Source organism: Paenibacillus sp. HWE-109 (assembly GCF_022163125.1).
In the GTDB taxonomy this organism is placed as follows: Bacteria; Bacillota; Bacilli; order Paenibacillales; family NBRC-103111; genus Paenibacillus_E.
Genome location: NZ_CP091881.1, coordinates 8699721 through 8723386, shown reverse-complemented (window position 1 = coordinate 8723386; position 23666 = coordinate 8699721). Strand labels below are relative to the sequence as shown.

19 protein-coding genes are annotated in these 23666 nt (G+C 47.5%); 4 read left to right on the top strand and 15 right to left on the bottom strand.

Translation table 11 applies throughout. The annotated features are described in order from the left end of the window. Positions 1–47 precede the first annotated feature (47 nt). Positions 48–236 carry a hypothetical protein gene (locus tag LOZ80_RS37505; RefSeq protein WP_238169246.1) on the top strand — a complete coding sequence of 63 codons (189 nt, stop codon included), beginning with the start codon at positions 48–50 and terminating at the stop codon, positions 234–236. Between the two features lie 418 nt (positions 237–654). Here LOZ80_RS37505 and LOZ80_RS37500 read toward each other — a convergent pair whose 3' ends face one another. Next, entirely contained in the window at positions 655–2139 is a 1485-nt protein-coding gene (locus tag LOZ80_RS37500; protein ID WP_238169245.1) for an IS1182 family transposase, read from the bottom strand. Positions 2140–2762: 623 nt separating this feature from the next. Here LOZ80_RS37500 and LOZ80_RS37495 point away from each other — a divergent pair. Next, positions 2763–4247, top strand: coding sequence for an IS1182 family transposase (locus tag LOZ80_RS37495; RefSeq protein WP_238169245.1), 1485 nt, complete (start codon positions 2763–2765; stop codon positions 4245–4247). Positions 4248–4533: 286 nt separating this feature from the next. On the opposite strand, the gene murQ is transcribed toward LOZ80_RS37495, so the two are convergent. From murQ to LOZ80_RS37465, 6 genes are all read right to left on the bottom strand, one after another. Beyond that, positions 4534–5433, bottom strand: coding sequence for an N-acetylmuramic acid 6-phosphate etherase (murQ, locus tag LOZ80_RS37490; RefSeq protein WP_238169244.1), 900 nt, complete (start codon positions 5431–5433; stop codon positions 4534–4536). Positions 5434–5463: 30 nt separating this feature from the next. Then, positions 5464–6300, bottom strand: a complete 837-nt coding sequence (locus LOZ80_RS37485; protein WP_238169243.1) for a carbohydrate ABC transporter permease — start codon at positions 6298–6300, stop codon at positions 5464–5466. 24 nt (positions 6301–6324) lie between these two features. Next, entirely contained in the window at positions 6325–7224 is a 900-nt protein-coding gene (locus LOZ80_RS37480; protein WP_238169242.1) for a carbohydrate ABC transporter permease, read from the bottom strand. A 27-nt stretch (positions 7225–7251) separates the two neighbouring features. Further along, positions 7252–8613, bottom strand: a complete 1362-nt coding sequence (locus LOZ80_RS37475) for an extracellular solute-binding protein (protein WP_238169241.1) — start codon at positions 8611–8613, stop codon at positions 7252–7254. A 157-nt stretch (positions 8614–8770) separates the two neighbouring features. Next, positions 8771–9655, bottom strand: coding sequence for a MurR/RpiR family transcriptional regulator (locus LOZ80_RS37470; protein WP_238169240.1), 885 nt, complete (start codon positions 9653–9655; stop codon positions 8771–8773). Beyond that, positions 9645–10640 (bottom strand): N-acetylglucosamine kinase, encoded by a 996-nt coding sequence (locus tag LOZ80_RS37465; protein ID WP_238169239.1) that lies wholly within the window; start codon positions 10638–10640, stop codon positions 9645–9647. Before LOZ80_RS37465 ends, LOZ80_RS37470 begins: the two co-directional genes overlap by 11 nt. A 554-nt stretch (positions 10641–11194) precedes the next feature. Between LOZ80_RS37465 and LOZ80_RS37460 the strand changes: the two genes are divergently transcribed. Continuing rightward, entirely contained in the window at positions 11195–11641 is a 447-nt protein-coding gene (locus LOZ80_RS37460) for a DUF2798 domain-containing protein (protein WP_238169238.1), read from the top strand. Between the two features lie 68 nt (positions 11642–11709). On the opposite strand, the gene LOZ80_RS37455 is transcribed toward LOZ80_RS37460, so the two are convergent. From LOZ80_RS37455 to pdxR, 3 genes are all read right to left on the bottom strand, one after another. Continuing rightward, positions 11710–12303 carry a TetR/AcrR family transcriptional regulator gene (locus tag LOZ80_RS37455; RefSeq protein ID WP_238169237.1) on the bottom strand — a complete coding sequence of 198 codons (594 nt, stop codon included), beginning with the start codon at positions 12301–12303 and terminating at the stop codon, positions 11710–11712. A gap of 8 nt (positions 12304–12311) precedes the next feature. After that, on the bottom strand, positions 12312–13763 hold the full coding sequence (locus LOZ80_RS37450) for an FAD-dependent oxidoreductase (RefSeq protein ID WP_238169236.1): 1452 nt from the start codon (positions 13761–13763) through the stop codon (positions 12312–12314). A gap of 167 nt (positions 13764–13930) precedes the next feature. Then, the gene (pdxR, locus tag LOZ80_RS37445; RefSeq protein WP_238169235.1) at positions 13931–15355 is read right to left on the bottom strand and encodes a MocR-like pyridoxine biosynthesis transcription factor PdxR; all 1425 of its coding nucleotides are present in this window, start codon (positions 15353–15355) and stop codon (positions 13931–13933) included. 126 nt (positions 15356–15481) lie between these two features. On the opposite strand from pdxR, the gene LOZ80_RS37440 reads away from it, so the two are divergent. Further along, entirely contained in the window at positions 15482–16444 is a 963-nt protein-coding gene (locus tag LOZ80_RS37440; RefSeq protein ID WP_238169234.1) for a proline dehydrogenase family protein, read from the top strand. A gap of 251 nt (positions 16445–16695) precedes the next feature. Here the strand turns inward: LOZ80_RS37440 and LOZ80_RS37435 are convergent, their stop codons facing one another. From LOZ80_RS37435 to LOZ80_RS37415, 5 genes are all read right to left on the bottom strand, one after another. Beyond that, on the bottom strand, positions 16696–19596 hold the full coding sequence (locus LOZ80_RS37435; RefSeq protein WP_238169233.1) for a polysaccharide lyase family 8 super-sandwich domain-containing protein: 2901 nt from the start codon (positions 19594–19596) through the stop codon (positions 16696–16698). Positions 19597–19868: 272 nt separating this feature from the next. Beyond that, positions 19869–20177 (bottom strand): hypothetical protein, encoded by a 309-nt coding sequence (locus tag LOZ80_RS37430; RefSeq protein ID WP_238169232.1) that lies wholly within the window; start codon positions 20175–20177, stop codon positions 19869–19871. Positions 20178–20432: 255 nt separating this feature from the next. Next, positions 20433–21743 carry a 6-phospho-beta-glucosidase gene (locus tag LOZ80_RS37425; RefSeq protein ID WP_238169231.1) on the bottom strand — a complete coding sequence of 437 codons (1311 nt, stop codon included), beginning with the start codon at positions 21741–21743 and terminating at the stop codon, positions 20433–20435. Continuing rightward, positions 21740–22735 carry an N-acetylglucosamine kinase gene (locus LOZ80_RS37420; protein ID WP_238169230.1) on the bottom strand — a complete coding sequence of 332 codons (996 nt, stop codon included), beginning with the start codon at positions 22733–22735 and terminating at the stop codon, positions 21740–21742. The genes LOZ80_RS37425 and LOZ80_RS37420 overlap by 4 nt, the downstream gene beginning before the upstream one ends. Continuing rightward, on the bottom strand, positions 22732–23655 hold the full coding sequence (locus tag LOZ80_RS37415; RefSeq protein WP_238169229.1) for a carbohydrate ABC transporter permease: 924 nt from the start codon (positions 23653–23655) through the stop codon (positions 22732–22734). Before LOZ80_RS37415 ends, LOZ80_RS37420 begins: the two co-directional genes overlap by 4 nt. Between the last annotated feature and the right edge of the window lie 11 nt (positions 23656–23666).

The window sequence follows — 23666 nt, the reverse complement described above, 5'->3', positions numbered from 1 at the left end:
CCTCGAGGAAGCCGTTCTCCCCTTAAGTTTGCTGGATTCTTTCTTACATGACGCTGCTGACCATTGCTCGCAACTCCCCTCAGCGAGAGGCTGACGGCTTTCATAAAGCATATTCCGAAGTATCGGCTTTGGTACACCAACGCAAGCTTGATATAGAACCCCAATGGGTTAAGAAGTTGCAAAAGGAGCCGCATTCCTTCGTATTTGAGCCATCCGAGGAGCAAGCGTTCATGTAGAATTTGATGGAAGGCAATACCGATCATGCAGCGCGCATTGAATCGATAACACAAGAAAGACCAGTGTTATGAAGGAGCAGCTAGCGCCCTACCAGCTATTGAAGGACTGCTATACCCATGGAAGCATATCCGCCTTGCTAACGGAACTGCATAGTCATATCTGTCAGATTACCTATCGAATAGGCGAAGCCAAGTTATATTCACGGAACTAAGCCTGGTTTCACTGAAGATAAGAGCCCCCAAGGTCTCTTATCCCTGAAGAATAGCCGCTTTTTCCGCGGATAGAAGCCTCTAGGAGTCTGTCCGACGAAAAGAATTAAAAGAGCACTCCATCGTGAAACTGAACGATGAGTGCTCTTTATGTGTAGCTTTGTAGCTTTTCCCTGTTCAATCTGGTTTTTCCGTAGCCTACTCCTTCTCATCCAGCCACTCTTTGTTTACGGGCAGACCTCTCCCGTTTGTACAAAGTGGCTGGTTTGGGATACTTCGCCGCATGCAATTTACGGATGTTGTGGCTTAGAGAGAGCAGTATGAACTCCCCAGATACTTTATCCTCGCCACGTAAATGGAATTGACGAAATCCTTGAACCTCCTTCAACTGCCCCCATATCGGTTCAACGATCGCCTTACGCATTCGGTAAACGGCTTTCCCCTCATCACTTTGCACTTTCGTTCGCATCTCCTCTCGCAGGGGATCATGTTCACTACGAGTGATGGAACGCTTCCCTGTTTTACTTTTTACACACTCGTCTCGAAAAGGACATTCGCTACATGCGCTGCATTCATAGACCCATGTCGTTGGTTTTTCCGCATCATTTGCATGCACGGTTCGTTTTAGTGTAAGCTCTTGGCCGGCAGGGCAGAGATAATAATCGGACTCAGGTACGTAGGTGAAGTTGGTTTTGTCGTAGGCATTATTCTTTTTTTTGTTTTCGCGATCGGCAGCAATGTAGGCATCTACTTCAGCCTCCTGTGCCGCAGCAATGTTAGTTGCACTAAAATAACCTGCATCAGCACTAAGCTTCTGAGGCCTATCTCCTGTTATTGTTTTCATGGAATGAAGCACGTTTTCAAACTGCTGTTGATCGGTTGTCTGGTTACTCATTTGAAGTCCAACAATGAAGCCATGATCGCTGTCTACGGCAATTTGTGGATTGTAGCCTTGAATGACACCTTGGTTCCGCGTGCTCATGATGCGAGAGTCGGCATCGGTAAAATTAAATTGATCGCTCTGAGGAGATTCGGCCTGTTCCGCTGGCCGCTGTTCTTCCAAATTCTCCAGCGCAGATTTTATTTGCGCGATGCGGGCATAGCGTTCCTCCAACGATAGGGAAGGACTCGTCGGATGGGGTTCCTCCAACATTTCCTCGGTAGCAGAATACTCCAATGCTTGCCGGACTTCGTCTTCCAATTGAACGAGGCGTTTTTGCATACGCTCACGTGACATCGATTTATGTTTAGAGGCGCTTGCCTTTATTTTAGAACCGTCAATGCTCACATGCCCGAGCGAGATATAGCCCAGTTCCATAGCGATTTGTATGACTTGTTTGAATAAACCTGGAAGGGTATCCAGGTGGTTCTTCCGAAAGTCACTCAGGGTACGAAAGTCTGGCAGGTATCCGCCACATAACCAGCGAAAAGGAATGCTTTCTTTCGTAGCTATTTGAAGTTTCCTAGACGTGAAGACGCCTGTCGCATATCCATAGAACCATAGTTTGAGCAGCATGGCAGGATGATAGGCTTCTTCTCCACGCTTGGAGTATTTGTTAGTAATGGCAGATAGGTCTAACTGCTCGACGATGTCGCTGACAAGTCTAACTTCATGATCATCTGTTACCCACTCGCTTAAATAGATAGGTAGAAGTTCACCTTGCTCTGTGGTATATGCTTTGAATTTAGCCATGCCTACGACACATCCTTTTACAGTCTTACTACTACTTATTCGGAATTGTTTGACTAATTCCTGTTTCGTCGGACAGACTCCTGGAGACTCTTATTCCCAGGTGGGGGGGAGTCTCGGCTGGATTTGCTGAAGATAAGAGCCCCCAAGGTCTCTTATTCCTGAAGAATAGCCGCTTTTTCCGCGGATAGAAGCCTCTGGAGACTCCTATTCCCATGGGGCTACCGAGTCTGGGCTGGATTTGCTGAAGATAAGAGCCCCCAAGGTCTCTTATTCCTGAAGAACAGCCGCTTTTTCCGCGGATAGAAGCTTCTGGAGACTCTTATTCCCATGGGGCTACCGAGCTTGGGCTGGATTTGCTGAAGATAAGAGCCCCCAAGGACTCTTATCCCTGAAGAATAACCGCTTTTTCCGCGGATAGAAGCCTCTGGAGACTCTTATTCCCATGGGGCTACCGAGTCTGGGCTGGTTTCACTGAAAATAAGAGCCCCCAAGGACTCTTATCCCTGAAGAATAGCCGCTTTTTCCGCGGATAGAAGCCTCTGGGAGTCTGTCCGACGAAACAGGAATTAGTCAAACAATTCCGAATAAGTAGTAATAAGACTTCAAAAGGATGTGTCGTAGGCATGGCTAAATTCAAAGCATATACCACAGAGCAAGGTGAACTTCTACCTATCTATTTAAGCGAGTGGGTAACAGATGACCATGAAGTTAGACTTGTCAGCGACATCGTCGAGCAGTTAGACCTATCTGCCATTACCAACAAATACTCCAAGCGTGGAGAAGAAGCCTATCATCCTGCCATGCTGCTCAAACTGTGGTTCTATGGGTATGCGACAGGCGTCTTCACGTCTAGGAAACTTCAAATAGCTACGAAAGAAAGCATTCCTTTTCGCTGGTTATGTGGCGGATACCTGCCAGACTTTCGTACCCTGAGTGACTTTCGGAAGAACCACCTGGATACCCTTCCAGGTTTATTCAAACAAGTCATACAAATCGCTATGGAACTGGGCTATATCTCGCTCGGGCATGTGAGCATTGACGGTTCTAAAATAAAGGCAAGCGCCTCTAAACATAAATCGATGTCACGTGAGCGTATGCAAAAACGCCTTGTTCAATTGGAAGACGAAGTCCGGCAAGCATTGGAGTATTCTGCTACCGAGGAAATGTTGGAGGAACCCCATCCGACGAGTCCTTCCCTATCGTTGGAGGAACGCTATGCCCGCATCGCGCAAATAAAATCTGCGCTGGAGAATTTGGAAGAACAGCGGCCAGCGGAACAGGCCGAATCTCCTCAGAGCGATCAATTTAATTTTACCGATGCCGACTCTCGCATCATGAGCACGCGGAACCAAGGTGTCATTCAAGGCTACAATCCACAAATTGCCGTAGACAGCGATCATGGCTTCATTGTTGGACTTCAAATGAGTAACCAGACAACCGATCAACAGCAGTTTGAAAACGTGCTTCATTCCATGAAAACAATAACAGGAGATAGGCCTCAGAAGCTTAGTGCTGATGCAGGTTATTTTAGTGCAACTAACATTGCTGCGGCACAGGAGGCTGAAGTAGATGCCTACATTGCTGCCGATCGCGAAAACAAAAAAAAGAATAATGCCTACGACAAAACCAACTTCACCTACGTACCTGAGTCCGATTATTATCTCTGCCCTGCCGGCCAAGAGCTTACACTAAAACGAACCGTGCATGCAAATGATGCGGAAAAACCAACGACATGGGTCTATGAATGCAGCGCATGTAGCGAATGTCCTTTTCGAGACGAGTGTGTAAAAAGTAAAACAGGGAAGCGTTCCATCACTCGTAGTGAACATGATCCCCTGCGAGAGGAGATGCGAACGAAAGTGCAAAGTGATGAGGGGAAAGCCGTTTACCGAATGCGTAAGGCGATCGTTGAACCGATATGGGGGCAGTTGAAGGAGGTTCAAGGATTTCGTCAATTCCATTTACGTGGCGAGGATAAAGTATCTGGGGAGTTCATACTGCTCTCTCTAAGCCACAACATCCGTAAATTGCATGCGGCGAAGTATCCCAAACCAGCCACTTTGTACAAACGGGAGAGGTCTGCCCGTAAACAAAGAGTGGCTGGATGAGAAGGAGTAGGCTACGGAAAAACCAGATTGAACAGGGAAAAGCTACAAAGCTACACATAAAGAGCACTCATCGTTCAGTTTCACGATGGAGTGCTCTTTTAATTCTTTTCGTCGGACAGACTCCTGGAGACTCTTATTCCCACGGGCTACCGAGTCTGGGCTGGTTTCACTGAACTCTTATTCCCAGTTGAGGGGGGAGTCTCGGCTGCTTCCGCTAAAAGGGCTCTCCGCAAGGTCATTTGACCTTGTCGGAGAGCCCCTTTGACGTATCCAGTCTTCAGTTAATCTACTGCTGAAGCAGCAACTGTCCCCGAGCTCGGCCAAAATGTCCGCCAGCTGCCTCCATAGCTTCCATAACCGCTGCATAGTCGGTTTGGAACTCTAGCATCAAGATAGCTGCGCGGGCATCGCCATTCGCCAGATCGCAGGAGCGGCGTGCAGTTTCTTCATCTACTTGAGCCGCTTCCTGAATGATATCGATGACACGTTTGCGAAGTTTATCATTCGTTGCCTGCACATTCACCATCAGGTTCTTGTATACTTTCCCCATCCGAATCATGGTAGCTGTTGATATCATATTCAATACTAACTTTTGTGCGGTGGCCGCCTTGAGCCGGGTGGATCCTGTTACAATTTCCGGTCCTACATTCACTTCAATCGGGTAATCGACAGATGTGCCCAACAGGGTATGTTGATTGCAAGCAAGGCCAATTGTCCGTATCCCAAGCCGCTTCGCTTCTGCCACAGCACCTAACACGTAAGGCGTTTTACCGCTGGCTGCGATGCCAATAAGCACATCGCTGCTGCTTACTTGCTTGCGCACTTCATCTCTGCCCGCTTCTGCGTTGTCTTCCGCATCCTCAACCGCTTCGAAAATAGCTTGCGTGCCTCCGGCAATAATGGCCGTTACCTGCTCTTTCTTCGTGCCGAACGTAGGCGGACATTCCGCAGCGTCCAATATGCCTAGCCTTCCGCTGGTTCCGGCTCCGATGTAGAATAGCCGGCCTCCGGCAGCAAGCCGCTCCACAATAGCCTCAATGGCAGGCTCGATCTGGGGGAGCGCTTCTTTTACAGCAAGCGGCACCTTCTGATCCTCCTCGTTCATCAACGTAATGATATCTACTGTGCTTAAACGATCCAAATGTTCACTTCGTTCATTGCGTTGTTCGGTTGTTAATTTCATCATCGTAGTCTTGCAAACTCCCTTCGTCCTTCACTATTTGACTGCGCCTGCTGTCATGCCGCCTGTAATTTGCCTTTGGAAGATAAAATAGAACAGCAATACAGGCACCATCGCAATGGTCAGGGCTGCGAACAAAGGTCCCCATTCCGTCCGATATTGCATCTCCGCCTGCATAACCGCAATCCCCACAGGCAGCGTATATTTTCCCGGTGTGTTGATGAAAACCAGTGCCATAATGTATTCGTTCCAAATATTCAGCACCGTTACAATGGCCAAGGAGACCAGGCCCGGCTTCGCCAGCGGGAGCATGATTCGGAAAAATGTGCCGTAATGATTGGCACCATCAATGGCAGCGGCCTCCTCCAATTCTTTGGGCAGTGTTTTGAAAAAACCAACGAGCATAAACACACCGAACGGAACGGCGGTTATCGCATATATCAACATCAAACCGCTGAGCTTATTGGTCAGATGAAGATCATTCATTAGAAAGAACAGTGGGATAATCCCCAGAAACGCTGGAATCATTTTATAAGCCAAATAGGAAAGAAATAATAGATTGCTGCCACAAAACGCAAATCTCGCAATCACATAAGCTGTGGTGGCTGATAGTAGAACGCCGAAGAACGTGCTGACCGCTGTTACACTGATGGAGTTGAGGAAATATTGACCGAATTTATACTTCTCCCACACATAGGTGTAATTCCCCCAGAGCAAAGGAAAGTTCGGCAATGCCCAGGGGTGATTTAACAGAAACTGCTGATTATCCTTCAACGAAGCGATCAACGTCCAGAATAAAGGATACATGACACAAAAGGACCAAAATACGAGAATAGCCGTCATACCCCAGGTCTGAAGTTTAGATTGTTTCATCTGTTCGTTCTCCTTCTGCTCTCCTTATGTCAATTCGATGCTGTCTCTCTTCATCAGACGCTGAAGCGTAATGGTTGTGATTAAAGCGATAATCAGGATCAATACCCCGATCGTTGCTCCATAACTGAAGTTGCCGTAATGAAACGCCTGCGCATACAAGTAAGAACTCATCACTTGTGTGGCATTATCCACACCGCCTTCGAACGTCATGATACTGACAATGATAAAAGATCCGCTTAACGTGGTTGTGACAATCCAGATGACAGACGTCTGAACTTGCTCCCAAGCAAGTGGGAGCGTTATATGCCAAAATTGCTGCCACTGCTGAGCCCCATCGATATTGGCCGATTCATATAAGGACTCAGGAATACTGAGAATTCCCGCGATTAACAAAATAATCGAGAAGCCGATGCCCGCCCAGATGGAGGTTGGCAGCAAGGCGAAGATGGACCATTTCTCACCCAGCCAGGCAAATTGGAACGGTTTCCCCGTCACACTGGAGACAAAGGAATTAATGAATCCAATGTTGGGATTGTAGATAAACCGCCAAAGAACACCGACAACCACGACCGAGATGACATTCGGGATAAAAAAAACAGAGCGGTAGAAGCCAGCACCTTTGATTCTAAAGCGGGTAAGAGCAACTGCGAGCAGCAAGGAAGGAATCATAAATCCGATGACTTTGCCAAAAACAAGGATCACGTCATTGCGTATGGATTTCGGGATAACCTCGTCATGGATCATCGCCTTATAATTATCCAACCCGATGAAATTATAGGTTTCTGATCCGCCGGACCAGTCGAACAGGCTCAAGTAAATCCCTTTTAACATGGGGTAAACGAGAAAGACGCCATAAAGGATCAATGTAGGCAAAACGAATGAAGCAACGAACAGTTTCCGTTGTGATTTAGATCCCAGCCTCAAGTCAGCTTCCTCCAATCAAGTTAAGAACTACTTGCTTTTCTCGCGTTGTTTCGCCGCTCCGTCCTCTAGACGTTTGGCCCACTCATCTTTTGTAAGTTTGCCGGTTACCAGAGCAAGGGTAGCGTCTTTTTCAATCTTGAACAGTTCTTCCGGCAGCACTGGAATTGGTGCAATAATAACGTCGGAGGAGGCAAAATAAGTGCTGGCTTGCTTGACGAGCGAACTTACTTTATCCGCTTTGCTCAAATCTGCTTTGACATTGAGAACCGATCCTGTCAGCTCCGCCCATGCCACGGCTTGTTTCTTGGTGAAAACATACTGAAGATACGCTTTGGCAGCATCTGGATTCTTAGCCTTTTTGGCAATCCCCATCGTTGCCGTGGAAGGAATAACGATTGACTTCCCGCCCTTCTCTTGCACAACCGAAGGAATGAAGCCGAATTCGAAGCCTGCCGGAATATCTTTCTTCATTTCGTTTTCCAGCCACAAACCATTGGGAATAAACGCCGCCTTATGCTGCAAGAATTGCATTTGCGAATCGGTGTGATTCAGCGCTGCTGCACTGTTTTCGATAAAGCCTTTGGTATTTAGCTCGATTAATTTATCCAGTGCTTTCATGACAGGCTCGCTTTTGAATACACCGCTCTCGAGTGCATTGATTTTCGTGATGATTGCCGGATCACTGCCATTGGCAGCAACGATCGCTGAATTGAGCAATCCTCCAATAATATATTGCGGATAAACACCTGTATGGATATAGGGAGCCATTTTACCTGAATCCTTAATTTTAGACAGGGTGGCTATGAAACTGGGCCAATCTTTGGGTTCATCCCACCCATTTTTGCGCAACTCTGCTTTGTCATAGAACGTTCCGTAGGAACCGAAGACAAGTGGAAGCGTGTAGGCTTTGCCAGGTTGATACTCTTCCGGTTTGCTAAAGAGCACGTCGGTGATTTTCTCCCCATCAACGTTCTTCGCATCCTTCAGCCAATCGGTCAGATCCATCAATTGATTATCCAGGAACATCTGCCTTGCGTTGGAGCCTGCGCCATTAATGAACATCAGATCCGGCGGGTTGCCTTGAATCCAGCGCGGTTTCATCTGCTCGTTGATTTGCGGACCTGCGATCTGCGTAATTTTCAGCTTCGGGTTCAGCTTCTGAAATTCATCAATGGACTGTTTCCACCAAGCATCCCCGTAACCGCCAACAAAATATTGAATCTCAAGTTCCCCTGTCAATTCTTTGCTGCCAGCCGTTTCCGCCGGTTTCGTTGCTGCCGCAGGACTTGCTTTAGCCTCTTTTTTCGCATCTTGCGAACCGCAGCCTGTCAATAATCCAACCGTAACCATAACACCCATAAGACTTGCGCTGATTGACTTCATTTTCATACCATCGAGCTCCCTTTTTGTAATAGAATGGATGACATCATTGTGAGAAGAATCGTTGCTGTGTATGTGGTGAAACATTAAAACCAATTATACAAATGCGAAAACTAAGATTTAGGTGTAAAAGGAAGCCAGCGCTCTGCCCCCTAGTGAGATTCTCTTATTTCTTGGACCTTTGCTTAACAAAATTGATGCCTAACCGAACTTCATCCAACAATTGGATCGACTTGTCATAGTTGGCCGTCAGCACGCACATGAATAAAATATCGATGATATGCAGCTGCGCAAGCCGCGATGACGTCGCCGCGCTGCGAAACACTTCTTCCTGCTTGGGCGATACATACAAGTTAATATCCGCGATCTCACTGATTGGCGATAAGCCATAACTCGTTAAGCTGATCGTCACTGCGCCTTTCTGCTTGGCCAGCTCCAACACTTTGCCAACCTCGAAGGTCTCGCCTGAGAAAGAGATCCCGACAACGACGTCTTGCGGTCCCGTTTTGGCTACCATCATAGCGGATAAATGATAGTCTGAACTCGACGTAGTCGAAGGATTAATCCGCACGAATTTCAGATGAGCATCTTGCGCGATAACGCCGGAAGCGCCGATGCCATAGAAATGAATTCGTTCTGCCTGTTGAAGGACTTCAACAGCTTTCTCAAGCGCTTCATAATTCATAATTTCGGCAGTTTCCTGCAGAGAGCGAATGCTGTTATTGGTTATCTTCTGCACGATGGATTGCTGCGTCTCCTGAGAGGCAAAATCGGTAAAATCAGTTTCCGACGTATTGCGAATATCGCCAGCGATCCTAAGCTTTAATTCCTGAAATCCGCTAAGGCCTAGCGACTTGCATAATCGGATAACCGCCGAAGCGCTCGTCGCACTTAATTCGCCTAGCTCATTAGCTGTGCTGCGTATGGCTTCATGAGGATTCTCCATGACATAAACAGCAATCTTGCGCTCCGAAGGCGGTAATTGTTCGGCGATTTCCTTGAGCATGATCAAGCCGCCTGTTAATGACTCAGCAAGGTGATTATCTGCCATCAAACTTATCCCCCTTTACGGTATGTTCGAAAATTGTTTCCATAGCTACTTGGACAGCCCCATCCACAGGCTCTGCGAAGGAAGCTTGGTAGCGGCCTAGCTTATGTACGTCCAAACCTGCAATAAAGCGATTTTTCACAATATCTGAATAGGTAAAAATAGAGCCAGCAACCATGACAGGAGTTGCTTCATCCAATGACGCTGACTTGCTTCGTAAACCGCGAACCAGATCTACGAGTTCATCTCCTGCGTCGTTCAATATTTTCAACGCCACCGGATCTGATTCGGCAGAGGCTTCAATGACCAGTTTAGCTAAGCTGGCAATTTCGTTCTTGTTCTTAACATCACGATATATATAATGAATGAGCTCTTGCTCACTTGCAAGCTTTAGTGTTGCCAGAATCTTCCCCGTTAATAGCGTAGGCAATTCTCTATGATCATAAGCTTTGCATACAGCATTGAGCGCTTGAAGGCCAATCGCATAGCCGCTTCCCTCATCCCCGAGAAGATGTCCCCACCCGCCATTATAAAATAACTGCCCGTCTTCCGACATGCCTATGGCATTCGATCCTGTCCCCGAAATCACAAGCACACCAGCTTCATCCTTAGGGTGCAGGGCTCCTTGGAGCGCTATATACAAATCACTTTTCACCGTGTAAATCGTATTTTCATTCACATGTAAATGATGGCCTATTTGCTCGAGTTCACGCAAGACGCTCAATCTGTTCGCCTCCACCCGCGTACCCGCGATGCCAGCGCAGATCCCAATCACTTCTCTCGGATGGATGCCACGCGCTCTTAGGCCATGATGGATGAGATGATGAAGTCTCGCTCTCATCATTTCTATACCGACCGTCAGCGGGTTCGTTCCTTCACCGACATCGCCTTCTCTATGCGGCTTCGCAAGCGGATCGTAGGATTCAACTTCCTGAAAAGCGCATATCGTTTTAGTTCCGCCCCCATCAATTCCAATGACATATGGCAAAATCGATTCACTCCAAATAGTTAGATTCGGTATATGCCAAATTATATAGGCGTTGAAATTACATGTCAATAATATTTTAATAAAAGTAAAATAATATTTTAATATACTCTGAGCGTTGCGCTTCTTAAATGCGACAAATCCTATTAAGGGAACTAGAGGGCGCTATTTAGGCAAAAAGCAGGGTCGCTGGATTGCTAGCGGAACTACAGGGCTTTATTTCCATGAAAAGCGCTGGATTTCTCATTAAACAACAAAATAGCGCACTGTAGTTCCCTCAACCTCACGATATTGACATTTTTGGATAGAATAGCGTATTGTAGTTCCCTTATCTCCGTACGAGGCAGCTACAGGACCTCCTCCGTTAAGGCAGGAAGACATTGTTTAAAGCTAAATATTCCTTTGGTGACAAAGACTGCCGCGACAGCTTTCACGTCATCAATAATAATCAAGTGACAAATATTATATTTTGTTACTTGATTATTGTTACAAGTGAATGTATACTCAACTCATGAGCAAACAGAATAACAAATCAAACAACCGAGGGAGTTTACACGATGGGCATTCATCCAAAATATCGTCAACTTACTTTTGTATCCATGATGTCTTTGATTATGACGTTTATCATGTCGGGCATTATGACTTATGTGCTGGAAGGCGGGTTCATCCCCCATTTTGTTAGCGCTTGGATGAGAGATTGGGGCATCGCCTTCGTCATTGCATTCGGGCTGAACCTTTTCTTGCCTAGTCGAATCCGCAAATTTGCAAGCAAATTCAAAAAAGGCCAATTAGTTGTCTATGTTTTCATAGCCTCACTCATTATGACCCTGATTTTGTCCTTTGTATTAACAGCGGTTGCTATGCATGGCTTTATTCAACCAAATTTCACAACCTACTGGGCAGGCGCTTGGCGTATAGCTTTCAGCATTGTGTTCCTATTAAACTTCTTTTTGCCGCAATTAGTTGGTAAACTCGTCGCTCGAATGGTTGTTAAAGCCTGTTGAAAAGAGCCACCACAAATAAAGGAGCTAAGCGTGCGCAAGCCGCTTAGCTCCTTTATTTGTGTTCGCTGCTAACGAGCAATCATCCTCAACAGCATGTCAACTCTCGGAAGCTGGTAGCCCCCGATCTTCTGCACATGAAGCACCATCAGACCCGAAAGGACCGATAAGTAGGACGAAATCATTTCGTCCACATCGCCATCCACAAGCTCGCCGGCTTCCTGTCCTTGCCGGAATAATACCTGCAGCTGCTTGACGTATTTGTCCATTGAGTAGTACTTCATCAACTCCATCACCTTCTCAGGCACTCCCTCTGATGTTCGCGCCTGATGTATCAGTAGGAAGTAGTCCGTGCCGCCTTCATCGAGCATGTCTTGCGTTAAGGCTCTGATTTTATCAATTGGCGAGCCTGGCAGATCATACACACTTTGCATAGCCTCATCCGAGGCCGTCATCGCTCTTTCAACAAGCGTGGTGAATAGCTCATCTTTGGACGCAAAGTAATGATACAGCAGCCCATGGCTAATCTCAGCTTCGGCGGCGATCATGCTCATTTTCGTCCCAATAATCCCCCGCCTTGCAAAAACCTTAAGCCCAGCGCTCATAATTTGTTCTTTGCGTTCATCTCGAATCTGATGCTGTTGTTCTTCATTTAACGGGGACAATACGCCTTTCACTCCTTACTTGGAATAATTTTGGTCAATGCTTCTTCTAATGGAAGCTCATATTCATTCAGCAGGTCTGCGAGTAGTTGCTGTCCTTCCTCTGATGCCTCAAGCACCGACTTGACCATCTGCGGATTAAACAACTCTTGTAAGGGTAATGATAATGAATTAACGCCCCAGTACAAACCGAATAGCTTGAAATTGTGATTTGCAGTTCCCTCTTTCAGGATCAAATTCATATACCTGCTGCCAAAAGAAATCCCTTTGAGCGGTTCGGTTCCTGCCTCATATTCGACGCCATCCCACTGCAAATCCGCCGCGCAATTCAGCCACCAGGCAGGAGTGATGGCTTTTTCTTGTATCATACGGAGCACCTTTTGCTCGAAATGAGGCTCGGGTTTGTTTTGTCGCTCCTGCAACAAGGTGTCTAGTAAATCTACTTCTATGGCAGCAACCGTCATTCCTTGACCAAAAATCGGATCATAGATACAGAAAGCATCCCCCAGCACTAACAATCCGGCCGGCCATCTTTCCATTTGCTCATAGTGGTGACGGTATAGTTCGGGTACGCGAAACCCCTTGGGCGGAGTGATCGGTTCGAGCTGACACAGGATTTCTGCAATCAGGGGAGAAGGAAGCTGAGCAACCTCCCGTTCAAATTCCTCCGCTTGCGTTGGCGGATAGTGCCCGCCTGGACGATACAGCAGCATCTCAGCCACCTGATTCTCTATGAAGGAAAAGACACCCGTAAACGTTCCCTTGACAGGTTGGCCCATAATGTTGATCACGTCCCATTTCTCGATCAGATGCTGCAAATGCGCAGGTACCTTATACCGGCGTGTGCTGTATCCGATAGCTGCTTTCATCCGGTCAGGGCGAGGTACGTCATAACCAAACTCCTTCAGCCATTGCGTCAGCTTAGAGGCGCGGCCGCTGGCATCCACAACAAGATCCGCCAACAAATCGCTCTTCATGCTTGTTTCCCGCTCACGTACTTGGACTCCCGTAACGGCCGTATGATTCGGGGTTGTATGAAGCCCAATAACATCTTGCTCCGCTAGCAGCCGTACATTGGGAATCGCCTTTACGCGTCCGCGAATCACCCATTCCAGTACAGCTCGGCTGAACTTGATATCATTTCGTTGGTAAGGTCCGGCTACCGTTCCATATTGATTCATCATATGAACCGTTTTATTCAGTGAACTTGGTGAACCAAGAGCCACCAGTTCTTCTTCATAACCTGGAAAGAACTGCTCTGTAATCATTTTACCACGTTGTGTAAATCTATGGGGATGAAAGCCATGCGGGGCGCCATTCCGATCCTCGGGCTGATACGGAAATTGATCCTTGTCGATCAGGATGACCTCCTCGTAATAAGACGAGAGAACCCTTGCCGTCATTAAACCTGTAATGCTGCCACCGATCACAATCGCCTTGCCTTCTTTTTGTATATTCGTCATCTGAATCGCTCCTCTGATTTTAGATTGACTCGATCAGTCAATATTAGACAAAAAAAAATATACGTAGATTGACTCGATCAGTCAATATTAGATTAAGCGAATATTTCCCATCTGTCAATAAGCAACATTCCTTTTTTTGTAAGACTGCAATAGAACGAGCACTTCACCTATGTGGTGCTGCTCGTTCTTGCCGCTTGGGATAAAGCGGCCGCCAATCTCTGAATCCCCTTAGCTACCTCAGCTTCTGATAAATTCCCATAACCCAGAATTATTCGATGATTCTGCTTCCCTTTGTTCATCGCATGAATTTCTACGGGATAGATTTTCACGCCGTTTTGCTCAATGGCATCCAATAAGCTAGACGTAAAAATGACATCCGTAAACTCAACGACGAGGTGAAGACCCGTGGAGTGTCCCCTAATAGTTATTCGGTCAGCGAAGCTTTCCATCAGAGTGGCAATCAAGAAATCTCTCCGTTTGCGGTAGATCTTTTTCATCTTTGCAATATGTCGGTCCAAATGACCTTCATCGATGAACCGGGCAAGCGTCAATTGTTCCATAGAAGGCGTGTGCAGATCTGTTAGCCTTTTCAAATTCCGCCCCCTAGCAATGAGGGATTGCGGAAGAATTAAATAACCCATGCGCAATGCCGGAGATAGAATTTTGCTAAAAGTGCCAATATAGATCACCCGGTCCGGGTCCAGCCCCTGCAAGGAACTCACCGGAGCACTCTCATAGCGGAATTCACTATCATAGTCATCCTCGACAATATAGCAACCCGTCGATCTTGCATACTGAATTAATTGAACGCGGCGCTGTATAGGCAGAACTCCTCCCAAAGGGTACTGATGGGAAGGCGTCACATAGACCAAACTTGGCTGTATATCCAAGGGGAGTAGCTGTGTTTGCATCCCCTGATGATCTACAGGAACTGGATATAGCGTCGTTCCCGGCATAGAGAACATCGTTTGAATTTCATACGTAATGGGATCCTCAATGACCGCATCAGAACCATCGGCGAGCAAAAGCTTAGCAATAAGCGATAGCGCCTGTGTAGCCCCGGTCGTAATAACCAACTGCTCTTGCTCACAGATAACCCCTCTTGTTCTGCGCAAGTAACGCATTAACACAGATCTCAGTTCTTCGCGTCCTTCCGGTTTACCATATCCAAAGGCTGTATCAGGTCCGTTGTTGTACGTATATTCAGCCAGTTGCCCCCATAATTTCCGTGGAAAAAGGTTCAGTGCCGGGAGCCCGGGACGAAAATCAATCAGCTCTGTTTCATAGCGGCTTGAATCACTCCGCCTATCATCGGCGGGGAATCTTTCATCCGCCAGCCCCTCCAGATACGTTCCTTCCGATACGAAAGTGCCAGAGCCATGTCGCCCTTCAATGTACCCCTCAGCAAGTAGTTGTTCATACGCTTCGACAACGATGTTTCGGGAGACACGCAGACTTGCTGCGAGATCACGCGTGCTGGGCAGCCGCTCTCCGCTGTGCATCTCGCCTTGCAGAATCTTCCTTCGGAAATGATCATAAATTTGCCGATACATCGGAATGCCCGAGTTTCTATCGATGTGAATCCATATCATATCATCAGTCCCTTACATAAGTGGTCCTATTCGAGTCTGTATTAAGTGGCTCTTATACAAACCATTTTATCACGGTAAGTTTATAGGTAGATAATTCAAAGAAACGATCAAAGGAGACGATGTTGAATGAACGATGCTGAACTGCGGATCATAGCTTCACAAGCACTTAAATCTATCGCTCGAAATGAACATATCAAAACCTATATCCAGGAATCAAAAGACTTATATCCGCTATTATTTCGTGCCGCGCAAAGATTCATCACAGGTGAAACAAGGGACAAGGCTATATCAGAAGCACTCGATTTCAAATGGAAAGGATACGCGGTCTCTTTGGAATACATCGGAGAAAATACGTCAACCCAGGAGGCGTGCGAACTGGCCCAAGAAGAATATTTGAAACTGATTCGAACCTCTGGCGAGGGTGGATTGCAAGCCACGATTTCTCTCGATTTATCGCATATCGGTCTGACCGTGGACCCGGAACTTTCGCGTGACCATCTGGCCCAGCTCGCACAGGAAGCTGCTCGCTATGGCAGCACCGTTATGATTAGCGCAGAAGAGTCAGCGAAAACAGATCAAATCCTGGAAATCTATAAGCATGTAGGTGACAAATTTCCAAACGTCGGGATTACTTTACAGGCCCAACTGCATCGTACGGAAAGCGATTTGCTAGATATTAAATCCTATCCGGGACGAATAAGAATCGTCAAAGGGGCCTACCAAGAACCGCAGGAGATTGCGCTTCCTCGCTCGGAGGAACTGAATGAAAGATACCTCCATTTAACGAAATTGCTGGTTGCAAGCGGTCGGCCTGTATCTATTGCTTCGCATGACGAAGCTATCATAGAGGCCGCTCGGAAGCGTGGATATCTGGAGCAGCCCAACGTCGAGATCGAGATGCTCTATGGGATTCGACCTGATTTATTGAAGAAACTGAAAGAAGAAGGCTGCCGAACCAAGGTGTATGTTTTGTATGGCAAAGAGTGGCACTTGTACGTCTGTCATCGTCTCTCCGAATTCCCGCCCAATTTGTACAGGGCAATCGCTGACATTGCAGCTCTCTGTCCATGTAAGGATTCTCTTTATTAAATAAAAAAAAGGCATATTGCCTTGAGGTGCCCTCCCCAAATATGCAAATAAGAGTCTTTAGCAGCTCCTATTTGCACAAAAAGTGGCGGCTTTTCATGAATAGCGGACCCTAAAGACTCTTATATCCGGTGAAACACGCATAAACTCCCGCACACGAAGCAGTAAGAGTCTCAAAGAGCTCCTATTCGCGCAAAATGTGGCCGATTTACACGAATAGAAGTCCTTGGAGACTTTTATCAGGAGGCAGAACCCTACGGGGTTATGACGATAACTGGACGATAGGCAGCGACACCGTATTCTTTGGAGCCATACTGCACCCAGCCCAGAGAACCTTGATTGGATGGCGAGGATAACTTCAGCGAAAGCTTCTTGTTTCCGCTTAACGCCGCTATCACTTGACTCTTCACATCAAGTTCGACAGCGGTCCCTGCTGCCGGAACTGTCCAAGTGGCAAGCAGCGTTCCTGATGCTGGTTGATTGTTCCAAGTCACCGTGGACTCCATCCATGTCGGATTTGCAATCAGATGTGCTTGATTGGTGATGCCAGCCATGCCTACTGCCGTTGGAACCAACTTAACTTTGGCGCTGCCAACCGTGCTCGTCACAGCCGAGAGGTCAAAACTAACCAGTGCATTGCGATCGTAACTGGTCGATTCCAATTTGGTATCCAGCACGGTCGCTGTTCCGTAGTTCGTGCTCGCGTAGGTGCCATCCCGCAATGTAGCGTCTGCAGACGCAGTAATGGTTTGCGAAGCAGTGGCAGCGCCTAAGTTGATTTTGGCCTGAAACGTCTTTCCTTTAGCCCCGCTTGCATAAATCGTCATCTTAATCGTAGGACTATACTGGGTAATAACGATGCCGGGGTCCGATGTAACTGTGCTAGTCCCCGTTCGGTTGATTTCCAAGTTAATGGCCTCTGTGTTGGCCTGCGTCGGGTCCGATACGCCAATCGATAATTGCCCGCCTGTTTCCTGCGTCGTAACGGATGCCTTCGTATCGCTGGTGATAAAAGGGGTGCCGCCGACCTGCACCGTCTTCGCGCCATCGTTCCAAAAATTCACGCCGATCCGATTGAACTCCGTATCTTGCACTGCATGGGCGGCTGCTGAATTCTCAAGAATGCTGATCGTCGCATTCGCCGCATAATTGGCTGTTGCCGCCGCCGTCTTCCCAGGCAATAGCACATAGGCATAGGATCCGTTCGTCGGATTCGTGCCATGAGCAAAGGCCAAGCTCAGGTATCGCTCTGACACCGGCGTTGTGCTTTGCCCTGTATTAATCTGACTCCACGATCCCGTCCGGGTTTCACGCAACCCTTGAACCGTTGCCGCCTGCGGGAAATAATAACCAATATCGGAGCCTGCCGCCGATCCGGCCAGATGAGCGTATTGCACGCCGGTCATGCTCTCCGACCAGCCGAGCATCGCTGGCTTCGCCACACCGTTCACCGTAAGCAGGTTAGTCCCCTGCGCGTTCAGCTTGCGGTTCTCGATAATCGTTTCTACGCTGCGGTTATCTGTGCTTGTGATCCCTGACCCTAACGCAACCACTTTGTCATCGAAAAGAAACCATGATTTCTTCCCTTGGAGCGTACTGCCTGTCACTTGGACCATGGCAAAATCCATCCCGACAGAACCATTCAACCCGTCGATCGACGACCCGCCGACCCATGTTTTCGTATTCGGATATGACTTCCAGTTGACCGGCGTCCCGCTGCCTGAACCATCCGTCGTTGTGCCCGGCAGCCGATAACTATTGATAGTCGGCCAGTAATTTCCGCCGTACTGCGTCGTATCCCCGTTATATAAATACGTCACGCCTGCACCCTGAAACCAGCCTTTCACATTTTCACCGTTGCCGAATTCAAAGGCCGAAATACGGTTGGAAAACAGGCTAAGTCCTAAGGCAAAACCATCTCTTTGATGAACAACACGATCCATTGCCGCAAAAACCTGATTTTTAAGCAAAGCTCCTCGCGCCTGAACACCAGAATCAGCCATGAGCGTTTTACCCAGTTGAATATTGAAGATCGTTTCCCCCGCATAAGGGTTCCAGGCTGGATCTGATGTTAACCAATTTTTCACCATGCTTTTAAATGTGGCAGCATCGGTCGAAGGAGCATATTGCGACAAGATCAGGATGGAGAAAGACGGCCCGCGAAGTCCATTCTCCGAGTACCGCGTTACCCCTCGTCCATAGACCATATCCATCATCCAGCCTCTGTAGACCAACGGTTCGTAGGAATCGGCAACCCATTTGTAGACATTGCCCAAATTGCTATCCGTCACCTGCCACGTTGAACCTCCCAGCAGGTACAGCAGCTTCGCCATATCCCCCAGCAATACAGCACCATAGCTGCCTGTGTAAGCAATATTGCTATGCTGAATAAATGAACCGTCCGTATAGAAGCCATCACCAGAGGTCACATAGAGCAGCACTTGACTAATCGCATCGCGGGAGATCGCCATTTTGGCAGCAGATTTGCCAAGCACGCCCCGCACAGCTACGACGAGCGCTTTATCCAGTCGATTCGCACCTGTTGCAGGAGCACCGCTGAACGTATCGGCATTCGGAACGAACTTATCGATTGGTTTGATATAGTTAGCAATTTGTACCGCGCTCAACTGACTATACATCATCACCATCGTATCGGTTAGCGTAAGCGGCATACCGATTTCATAATCCCAGCCGCAGGAGGCGTTGTATGTTGAGTTTTCATTAAATTTGTTCGCGTAGACCCAATCGAGCGCACTCACGATATCAGCGCCCAAGCTGGGGTCTTGGTATACAGCCGTACCCTGTGTGACATACGCGCGAGCCATCGCTTTCAATCGGCCGTAGCTGCCTGAGGCCGAGCAACTGCTTGCGAGATCGCTCCATAGATACGTTCTCCCTGCCGCTTTATTCAAAGTGTTCCAATGCCCGGTATTCTGGCCGTTCGTCACGGTATCGGAAATAGCTGCAACCGCTGCTGATATATCCGTGTCAGACGAATTGAAGGGCTGCTTCCCGACCAAATATTCGTTCCATTTTGCCCGCAGACTATCAAATTCATCTGCCGCCTGCGCCGAAGGAGCCTTTCCCACCAGAATTGTACTGAACAGCAACACAAACATCATACTGACAAGGCAACCTTTTTTCCACATTTCCATCTTCAAAATCACTCCCATTTCATAATGAAATCGCTTTCAAAATGACAAAAAGATCCTTCCCCACCAACGAAAACAATGCCCCCCCTCTCGCCCCTGAACATCTGTTCAAGGGAATAAGGGTATCGTACATGGACGTCCACGGTACCGACAATGAGCAATTCTTGACGCGTAGAGAAGGATGACAATTAATGGGAATATCTCGTCTGACAACAGTTAGCTGTCCGATTCACTTCTTTTGCCTAGCGAAGGAAACAGGCAAGAAATGGTCCTTTTTACCCTTCCACCACATCCGCGCCCAACTCGCCTGCAACCTCCATCATTCTGGGGATGACCGCTTCATTGGTCCCAGACACGTAGATATCTCCTTGATAATGGCGGAATGGGATCTTGATCTCACCGTAGCTCCACATGAAAAAGTCTCCCTCAATCGACATGCTCGTAGCGCCAGTCACTGTAAAGACGGATGTATACTCAAAGTCCGGCTTGGACGAAAAATACTGCTTGCATTCCTCCAGTGAAATGGCTTTCTCAGCATGTTCACTTTCCTGTAATCCTCTTGTAATTCGAAAGCGTTGGCTCATTGAAACTTCCTCCATTTTTGTTTAATGTCTCTTTAGTTTAACACAAGCAGTCAACTTCTTTGCTTTTGGGTGCTGCGAAATATCATTTATTGATCTGAAGCTTTCCTATCTTGATTTTTGGGGAGAAAGTCAGAAAGTTCTGCTGTTGCTGCACGGTCATATGGGAAATGCCAGAGAATTCGCGAATCATCTGATCTGCAAACAAGAGACCCTCAGCAATAAGCTGAGGGTCTGCCTGATAGCTATAAATGAACATTAAAATTGCGGTAAATATGACTTATTCTCTGCTAGAATTTCATCCAGCAACGGCTTTGCGATATCTACGGAACCTACCAACGGATGAATCGTTAATGCCTGTAAAGCAGCATTGTAGTCGCCTTTCACAGCCGCTTCAACCGCAAGCTCTTCGTAAGCTTTGACCACTTGCAGCAACCCGCGGATTTTCGCATTCATCGGTGTCGTCAATTGTACAGGCTTCGCACCGTCGGAGCCGATCACACAGTTCACTTCGATCGAAGCATCATTCGGCAAGCTTGGAATCGTGCCATTGTTTTTGACATTCACAATCTGCACGTCTTTCTTATTATTGTAAATGGAGGAAATCAAATTGAGGGCTGCCTCGGAATAATAAGCACCGCCGCGCAGCTCCAATTGCTTAGGTTTAATGGCAAGATTCGGATCTTTGTACAGCTCGAACAGCTCGTTCTCCACTTGCTTGACGATTTCGGCGCGGCTGCCCTTGGTGTCGATTTCTTCCAACTGCTTCTTGAGCATTTTTTCTTTCATATAGTAGTATCGATGATAGCCGCAAGGCAAGGAGCCCATGGATTGAATGAAAGCTTGATTCCACGCAAAACCAGGGATATTGGTCATCGTAAACTTGCTTTCCCCGGAAGCTTGGAACAAAATTTCGTCGGTTCGATCTTCGCCGTCAACGAAGATTTTGGTCGTCCAATTCAAGTGATTGATGCCTACCATCTCAATATCAATCCTGGATACGTCTACGCCCATTAAGGCGGCAATCTGCATCTTGGTTTCGATCGGCAAATTACATAGGCCAATCGTTCGTATCTTGGAATATTTAAGCACCGCTTCTGTTACCATGCCGGCAGGATTCGTAAAATTAACCAAGAAGGCATTCGGGGCTAGCTCCTCCATATCCTTGCAGATGTCCAAAATGACTGGAATGGTCCGCATTCCCTTGGCAAAGCCGCCAGCGCCCGTCGTTTCTTGGCCGATACAGTTGTATTTGAGCGGTATTCGCTCATCACGTCCACGAGCTTCCAGCAGCCCTACGCGGAGCTGCGTGGTAACGAAATCCGCATCCTTAATGGCTTCCCGGCGATCAAATGTCAAATGTACTTGGATCGGCACATTGGCTTTCTTCAACATTCGTTTCGCTAAGTTGCCAACGATCTCCAGCTTTTCTCGGCCTTCCTCAATGTCCACCAAGTATAAGTCCTTAACGGGAAGTTCCGCATATCGCTGAATGAAACCTTCTATTAATTCAGGCGTGTAAGAGGAGCCTCCGCCAATAACTGCAATTTTCAAATGTTCTTTCTTCATTGTTCATATCCTCCATGGGCAGTAAATTTCTGAAGCAGTTGTTCATTTGACGGTATTTGCAAATGGTCCATGGCTAGCAGAATCGCTCCATAAACAGGCGCCATTTGGGGAATAATCAGATCAATATACGGATTTTCCGTCTCTAATGTCCGGCGTAATGCATTCAGAAGCAGCGGGCTTCGCCCTTTCTGAATCACACTCCCGACGAGTACGATCGGAATCGGCTGCTGCGGCTTGAACCCGCCAAGTTTGCGGATAACAGCATTGCCTGTGACGCCAAGTTCTCTTCCTGCTTCCTCCAAAAGCCTTGCGGCCAGCTGATCTCCTTCATGGGCAGCTTCATGCAGCGAAATCGTTAGCTTGCCCTCGCGAATTTGGCTTACATTGCGATCCATGAAATCATCTATCAGATCCTCCATTCGAGAGAATCCAAAGTATTGCAGTAATTTATTAGGCAGAACCGATGGAATTTCTCGGCCTTCCCACGACCTGACGGCAGCCCGAAACATCGTAGTAGCCATGTAATTGGCCCCGAGTGAATCACCAAACAAATAACCAATACCTCCAACCTGCACACTTTCACCTGCAGGATTCCTGCCTGCGGCATTCGTTCCGCTGCCGCATAGCAGTACGACCCCGATGTTGTCGGGGCTCCCCGTCCGCAAGCCTTCCATCGTATCGCACACCATATCCCAGCGAGCCAAAGGAAGCGCTGCTAACGCAGGCTGCACAATTTCGTAATCTCTCAGCCTATCCAGCCCCGCTAAACCGAATTGAGCAAAGGCTATATCTGTATAAGATAGACCAGCAGCCTGCAGCGCTTGGTCAATGGATTCCGTGATATGCGCAAGCGCCTTATCTATCCCAACTACCTGATGGTTGCTTGATCCGGAAACCCCGCTGCTGACTTTATCTCCCTGCATGTTGACAATGACAGCGTAGGTTTTGGAGCCCCCGCCGTCAACACCAAGAATATAGGCCGGATCGCTCATTCTTTCACCCCTCCCGCTGTCACGCCGCCGATAATATATTTATAGAGATAGAGTGAAATAATAACGGGAGGCAGCGATGCCAAGAAACCCCCTGCTGTCATGGAACCCCAGTCTATGCTGTGTTTACCTACGAATTCGGCGATCATAATCGGCAATGTTTTGGACGCGTAGGTCTGTGTGAAAGCATTCGCGAACAAGAATTCATCCCAGGCATTCAGAAATACGAATATCGCTGTTGCGGCAATCCCCGGCATAGATAACGGTAGAATGATGCGAAACATCGTGCCGAAACGACTGCTTCCATCCACATAGGAGGCCTCTTCCAGCTCCTTTGGTATGGTTTGGAAATATCCCGCGAGCAGCCATACGACATAAGGTAAGCTGAACGAAGTGTACGAGAAAATAAGCGCCCATATAGAATCCAAGAGTGGCGGTGTCTGAAAGAACACGATGCCTGTGAATGGAATTCCCACCTTAATCCCATCTCGGATAAGGATATATAGCGGAGTAACAATACTAATTGAAGGCATAATTTGCATCGCCAAGACGACGAATAATCCCGTTTTTCTGAATGGAAACTTAATTCTGGAGAACGCGTAGGCGGCAAATAAGCCGACAAATATCGAAATGAGCGTAACCAATATCGATACGACTACACTATTTTTCAGCGCACTGGCAAACACGATGGCGTTGTTTCCGGTCAATAAGCCGATATAATTTTTCAACGTAGGTGATTGCGGAATGATATGTCCTTGAATCAGTTCGACTTCTTGTGAAATCGAGGATAGAAAGAGGTAGACGAAAGGTCCTAAGGAACAAACCGTCAACAGGATTAAACCCAGCCACAAATAAAATGGCGCAAATAAATCCGTGCTGGACGCCTTGAACATTCGGTCCCACCTTATTTTTCTTGGGTGCATGCTTCCACCTC

What these genes read in the sequence shown, in the direction of transcription:
- LOZ80_RS37500 (WP_238169245.1), bottom strand. Translation starts at nt 2,139, where the DNA reads ATGGCTAAATTCAAAGCATATACCACAGAGCAAGGTGAACTTCTACCT.
- murQ (WP_238169244.1), bottom strand. Translation starts at nt 5,433, where the DNA reads ATGATGAAATTAACAACCGAACAACGCAATGAACGAAGTGAACATTTG.
- LOZ80_RS37430 (WP_238169232.1), bottom strand. Translation starts at nt 20,177, where the DNA reads ATGAGCCAACGCTTTCGAATTACAAGAGGATTACAGGAAAGTGAACAT.
- LOZ80_RS37450 (WP_238169236.1), bottom strand. Translation starts at nt 13,763, where the DNA reads ATGACGAATATACAAAAAGAAGGCAAGGCGATTGTGATCGGTGGCAGC.
- LOZ80_RS37505 (WP_238169246.1), top strand. Translation starts at nt 48, where the DNA reads ATGACGCTGCTGACCATTGCTCGCAACTCCCCTCAGCGAGAGGCTGAC.
- LOZ80_RS37425 (WP_238169231.1), bottom strand. Translation starts at nt 21,743, where the DNA reads ATGAAGAAAGAACATTTGAAAATTGCAGTTATTGGCGGAGGCTCCTCT.
- LOZ80_RS37470 (WP_238169240.1), bottom strand. Translation starts at nt 9,655, where the DNA reads ATGGCAGATAATCACCTTGCTGAGTCATTAACAGGCGGCTTGATCATG.
- LOZ80_RS37475 (WP_238169241.1), bottom strand. Translation starts at nt 8,613, where the DNA reads ATGAAAATGAAGTCAATCAGCGCAAGTCTTATGGGTGTTATGGTTACG.
- LOZ80_RS37460 (WP_238169238.1), top strand. Translation starts at nt 11,195, where the DNA reads ATGGGCATTCATCCAAAATATCGTCAACTTACTTTTGTATCCATGATG.
- LOZ80_RS37440 (WP_238169234.1), top strand. Translation starts at nt 15,482, where the DNA reads ATGAACGATGCTGAACTGCGGATCATAGCTTCACAAGCACTTAAATCT.
- LOZ80_RS37420 (WP_238169230.1), bottom strand. Translation starts at nt 22,735, where the DNA reads ATGAGCGATCCGGCCTATATTCTTGGTGTTGACGGCGGGGGCTCCAAA.
- LOZ80_RS37435 (WP_238169233.1), bottom strand. Translation starts at nt 19,596, where the DNA reads ATGGAAATGTGGAAAAAAGGTTGCCTTGTCAGTATGATGTTTGTGTTG.
- LOZ80_RS37415 (WP_238169229.1), bottom strand. Translation starts at nt 23,655, where the DNA reads ATGCACCCAAGAAAAATAAGGTGGGACCGAATGTTCAAGGCGTCCAGC.
- LOZ80_RS37485 (WP_238169243.1), bottom strand. Translation starts at nt 6,300, where the DNA reads ATGAAACAATCTAAACTTCAGACCTGGGGTATGACGGCTATTCTCGTA.
- pdxR (WP_238169235.1), bottom strand. Translation starts at nt 15,355, where the DNA reads ATGATATGGATTCACATCGATAGAAACTCGGGCATTCCGATGTATCGG.
- LOZ80_RS37495 (WP_238169245.1), top strand. Translation starts at nt 2,763, where the DNA reads ATGGCTAAATTCAAAGCATATACCACAGAGCAAGGTGAACTTCTACCT.